The following is a 3,791-nucleotide window of genomic DNA, read 5'->3' as shown; positions in this document are numbered from 1 at the left end:
GGGTCTCTGCCCTCCCCCCGCAAGCGAAACGAAGACGACCCGTGACGGCTCGCGGGGCGTCGCACCGCGTTCGCCTTCGGCCCCTGATCGGTGCCTCGCCTCCCGCGCGCCGCTGACCGCTCGGCCGTCCGCGCCACCTCGTCAGGTTTCGCTTGGTACCCCCCGCCCGCTCCTCGCCGGAGAGGCAGGGGTGATGACGGGGCCATCACTCCCTGCCCCGATCATCGAGGAGAGAAAACGGTGACGAGCACGACCGAACGGACGACGAAGGAAGAGGCAGCAAACACTACGCCTACCCCGCGGGTCTACCTGGCCTGCCTAGCGAGCTACAACGCCGGCATCCTGCACGGCGTGTGGGCGGAGGCGATGGACGAGGACGCCTTGCGCGAGGCGGTCGCGACCATGCTGGCGGAGAGCCCGACGGCCGGCGCGGAGGAGTTCGCGATCCACGACCACGAAGGGTTCGGCTCATGGGGGCCGGACGAGTACGAGGGGCTGGCCGAGATCGCCGCCAAGGGCCCGTTCATCGCCGAGCACGGGCAGCTCGGGGCGGAGGTGCTGGCGCACTTCTCGGGACGGCTCGACGAGGCCGAAGCCGCCTTCGACGGGTACGCCGGCGAGTGGCCGGACCTCGGTCACTTCGCCGAGGACCTGACCGAGCAGTCGGGCGTCACCATCCCCGACAGCGTCCGCCTCTACGTCGACTACGACGCGATGGGGCGGGACCTCGAGCTCGGCGGTGACGTGTTCACCGTTCGAACCAGCTTCGACGCCGTGCATGTGTTCTGGACCGCACGGTGAGGGCCGGACGATGAGCGAGCCACACACCGCACCGAACCACCGCACGGGGGCGGCCGAACCGTTCGGTCCCCCTTCCCTGCCAGACGCCTACGCGTGCGGGGCTTTGGGCGCCCGGCACGCGGCCCACGAAGCGATGGCGCTCGCGGCGCACCGCGTCCGCACGAACGGGGGCAAGGGCAGCCTCGCCGCTCGGCGCGCGCTCGCCCTGGCGGACGTCGCCGTGCACGAGGCGATCACCCGCCTGATCGAAGGGGGCGAGCGATGAGCATCCCCGAACGTGAGGCGGAGGCGACCGTCTGGCCGTGCGGGCCGCCGAGCCGATGCGGGCCCGGCGCAACACCTCCGCCCGGCAGAAGGCATGCGACGTCGGCTTGTTCGACGAGGTCAGACGCGCGCAGATCGACCTCATGGATCTGCTCGGCAGCGACTGACCGAATTGAGACTGGCAGGGCTTTCCCCGGCCTGCCGATCCGAACCCGCGGTCGACGCGGCACGGGCCATCGAAGCCCCTGCCGCATCGCGCTACGCAGCGGACCGCTCGGACGCCAAGCCGTTGTTCTCCTTCCTGCTCGATAGTTTTCCACGACGCGCAAGAACGATTCGACTCACCCCCCTCGAACGTTCTAACCCTCGTCGTCCGATGAGAACATTTGGCGAACATACTGACGAGACCCAGCGATGATCGGCCGGTCCGGATACGGGCCGGGGCCAGCGCATCCCGAGGCCTACGAGTACGTGCTCGGCCTGCATAAGTCGCTGATCGCTTGGGAGTTCCTGCGGCGATCCGAAGACTATGCGCGACACTACGCTCAGCACAGCGGCCCGTATGACCACGTCACCGAGCGCAAGGCCGGAAACCGGACGGTGCGCGTCCTCCAGCAGGTCAGCCAGCACGCCCGCCCCTTCGGTCTTCTCACCTTCGTCGAGCCGGGCCTCCGCGGAGACGATGCGCCTGTATTCTGGCTACCAGAGACTTACGAAGCCGTGCTTCGCATGCGCGTGACGCGTGCCGATCCCAACGAGAAGATCAAGTCGCCGATCCGCGTCGATTACCTGCCGTGTCGCATCTGGCTCTTGATGGATCCGAACCGGACGCAGCACGTCCTCCTATCCGAGCGTTTGCGCGCCATTCAGTTCGCTTGCGATGGTCCGCTCGTCATGGACCCGGACGTGAACCTCGTCCTTGAAGTCCAGGATCGTGCGGACTGGCCCATCACGCTCAAGACATTCGGTCAGCTGACGGAGTTCTACGACGGCTTCCTGTCCGAGAAGACTGCAGATCAGACAGAGCAGCAGACCGCGAAGTGGCAACGCATGCTCATGGCGTACGACGGCAAGCAGCAAGGCATGACCGACCGCGAGATCGCCGAAGCCTTCTACGGCGAACAGGAAATCGCTACGGAATGGGACGGCCGCGACGGTCCGCTACGAGCGCGGACGCGGCGACTCATCTCGAATGCAGGCGACCTAGTAGATGGCGGTTACCGGCGCGTCCTGCGCGGACGGTGACTCAGATAACCTTGTCGCCAGCGAGCCGACACCGCTACCCTGTGAGCGGGGCGGTAGACCGAGGTGACCCAATGCGTAGCCGTCTTCTGATCTGCGCGTTCGCTGCCCTATCGGCCTGCACCGAGGGCGAGACGGACGAGGCGGCTCAGTTCGCTGCGGCACTCAACGAGTACTACGCGAACAATCCAGAATGCGTGCGGGTGGGGCAGCCGGCGGACGAGAACGGGGTCGTGGCAGAGGTTAGAGAGGATCGGGTGCCGCGAGACGGGGACGTTTCGAAGCTCGATGCCCTCGTGTCCGAAGAGTTGCTCGAAGTTCGCGTCGTCGACGTCGAATTGCGAGCGATCGTTGCGTCCCGGCCAGGCGAGACCGCTCCGGCGCGCCGGTACTCTCTCACGGAGAAAGGGGCGGATTTCCTACAGCGACGCGAGGAAGCCAATCGCATGCAGATGGGCTCAAGCGCGTTCTGCTACGGTCATCGCAAGGTGACGGAGATTACGAACTTCACGGAGCCTGCCGATGCATTCGGTCAGCGCGTTGCGACGGTCGCATACACATTCGAGCTGATGGATGTACCAGCTTGGGCCCGCGGGACTAAAGTAACCGCCGCATTCCCGGAGATTGCAAGAGAAACGTCCGGTCGGCGAAGCGACTCAACCGACCTTGTGCTCACAGACGAAGGATGGGTGCATCACCGGTTAGCTCCGTAAACGCCGCTCTTACCTTCCGAATGGCTGTGTTGGGTCCATATCGTCGGTCTGATCTCTCATAACGAACAGACCGTTTCTTACCGAAAGCCGGCCCCTCAGACATTCGGCCGTCTTTAGTTTCGATAGGTAGCAATACCCTTTCGGGGCTAGATGGACGTCGGTATGGTCATAGCATGTGACGCGTTGTAGTGTTGGCAGCCGCCGCTCGCAGGCGACGATGGTACCGACGCTGGCCGGCTAACCTTCTAGCACCGTTCTATCTCAGTTCGCGGTTTGGAAGTAATCAAGCCAGCCTCGTGCCATGATAGTGTAGGGGTGACCCTCACTGAGTACTTTCATATAATCCGTCATAAGATCTTCGAGGGCTCCGATCGCCTCGTCGACCCGACCTGACATTCCAAGCGCGGCAGCAAGATTGGTACGCGTTAGAAGGACGTCCGGATGATCGTTTCCTAACGTGTGCTGCCTATCGATCAGTAGCTCTTCGAAGACACGTATTGCTTCATCGAACCGTTCGGCCGCCCCAAGCCATCGGCCTAAGTTGTTATAGGTTGTTAATGTTAGAGGATGGTTTGACCCTAACGCGCGCTGCTCGATCAGAAGCAGGGCTTCGAAGGCCTCAATGGCCTCCGCAATTCTCCCCGACTCTCCAAGCCCGGCAGCGACGTTATTCCGCGTCGTAAGGACTCGTGGGTGGTATTCACCTAATACGCATAGCTGGTCCGCTAGCAGCCGCTTGAGGGACTGAAGGGACGCATCAATGTCTCCAAT

The 3,791-nt window shown here is 63.8% G+C and carries 6 protein-coding genes; 5 read left to right on the top strand and 1 reads right to left on the bottom strand.

Going from position 1 to position 3,791, the window contains the following annotated elements:
• Nucleotides 1-240: 240 nt before the first annotated feature.
• The 5 genes from IE88_RS0116055 (at nucleotide 241) to IE88_RS17710 (ending at nucleotide 3,020) form a co-directional block, all read left to right on the top strand.
• Nucleotides 241-801: an antirestriction protein ArdA gene (locus IE88_RS0116055; protein ID WP_051882399.1), complete on the top strand. Its 561-nt coding sequence runs from the start codon at nucleotides 241-243 to the stop codon at nucleotides 799-801.
• Between the two features lie 10 nt (nucleotides 802-811).
• Nucleotides 812-1,066, top strand: a complete 255-nt coding sequence (locus IE88_RS18335) for a hypothetical protein (protein WP_156032664.1) — start codon at nucleotides 812-814, stop codon at nucleotides 1,064-1,066.
• A 37-nt stretch (nucleotides 1,067-1,103) separates the two neighbouring features.
• Complete coding sequence (locus IE88_RS18870; RefSeq protein ID WP_272945616.1) at nucleotides 1,104-1,232, top strand: hypothetical protein; 129 nt, start codon at nucleotides 1,104-1,106, stop codon at nucleotides 1,230-1,232.
• A 247-nt stretch (nucleotides 1,233-1,479) separates the two neighbouring features.
• Nucleotides 1,480-2,310 carry a DUF2285 domain-containing protein gene (locus IE88_RS0116035; protein WP_031556471.1) on the top strand — a complete coding sequence of 277 codons (831 nt, stop codon included), beginning with the start codon at nucleotides 1,480-1,482 and terminating at the stop codon, nucleotides 2,308-2,310.
• 71 nt (nucleotides 2,311-2,381) lie between these two features.
• Nucleotides 2,382-3,020: a hypothetical protein gene (locus IE88_RS17710; protein WP_051882398.1), complete on the top strand. Its 639-nt coding sequence runs from the start codon at nucleotides 2,382-2,384 to the stop codon at nucleotides 3,018-3,020.
• A 261-nt stretch (nucleotides 3,021-3,281) separates the two neighbouring features.
• On the opposite strand, the gene IE88_RS0116025 is transcribed toward IE88_RS17710, so the two are convergent.
• Nucleotides 3,282-3,791, bottom strand: a 510-nt coding sequence (locus IE88_RS0116025) for a tetratricopeptide repeat protein (protein WP_031556467.1), incomplete at its 5' end; no start/stop codon positions are given.

Source organism: Parvularcula oceani, assembly GCF_000733125.1.
Classification (GTDB): Bacteria; Pseudomonadota; Alphaproteobacteria; order Caulobacterales; family Parvularculaceae; genus Parvularcula; species Parvularcula oceani.
The sequence above is the reverse complement of the archived record's forward strand: the minus strand, read 5'-3'. Positions and strand labels throughout refer to the sequence as shown.

Coding starts and splice junctions, on each gene's coding strand:
- IE88_RS0116035 (WP_031556471.1), top strand. CDS start 1,480: ATGATCGGCCGGTCCGGATACGGGCCGGGGCCAGCGCATCCCGAGGCC.
- IE88_RS18335 (WP_156032664.1), top strand. CDS start 812: ATGAGCGAGCCACACACCGCACCGAACCACCGCACGGGGGCGGCCGAA.
- IE88_RS17710 (WP_051882398.1), top strand. CDS start 2,382: ATGCGTAGCCGTCTTCTGATCTGCGCGTTCGCTGCCCTATCGGCCTGC.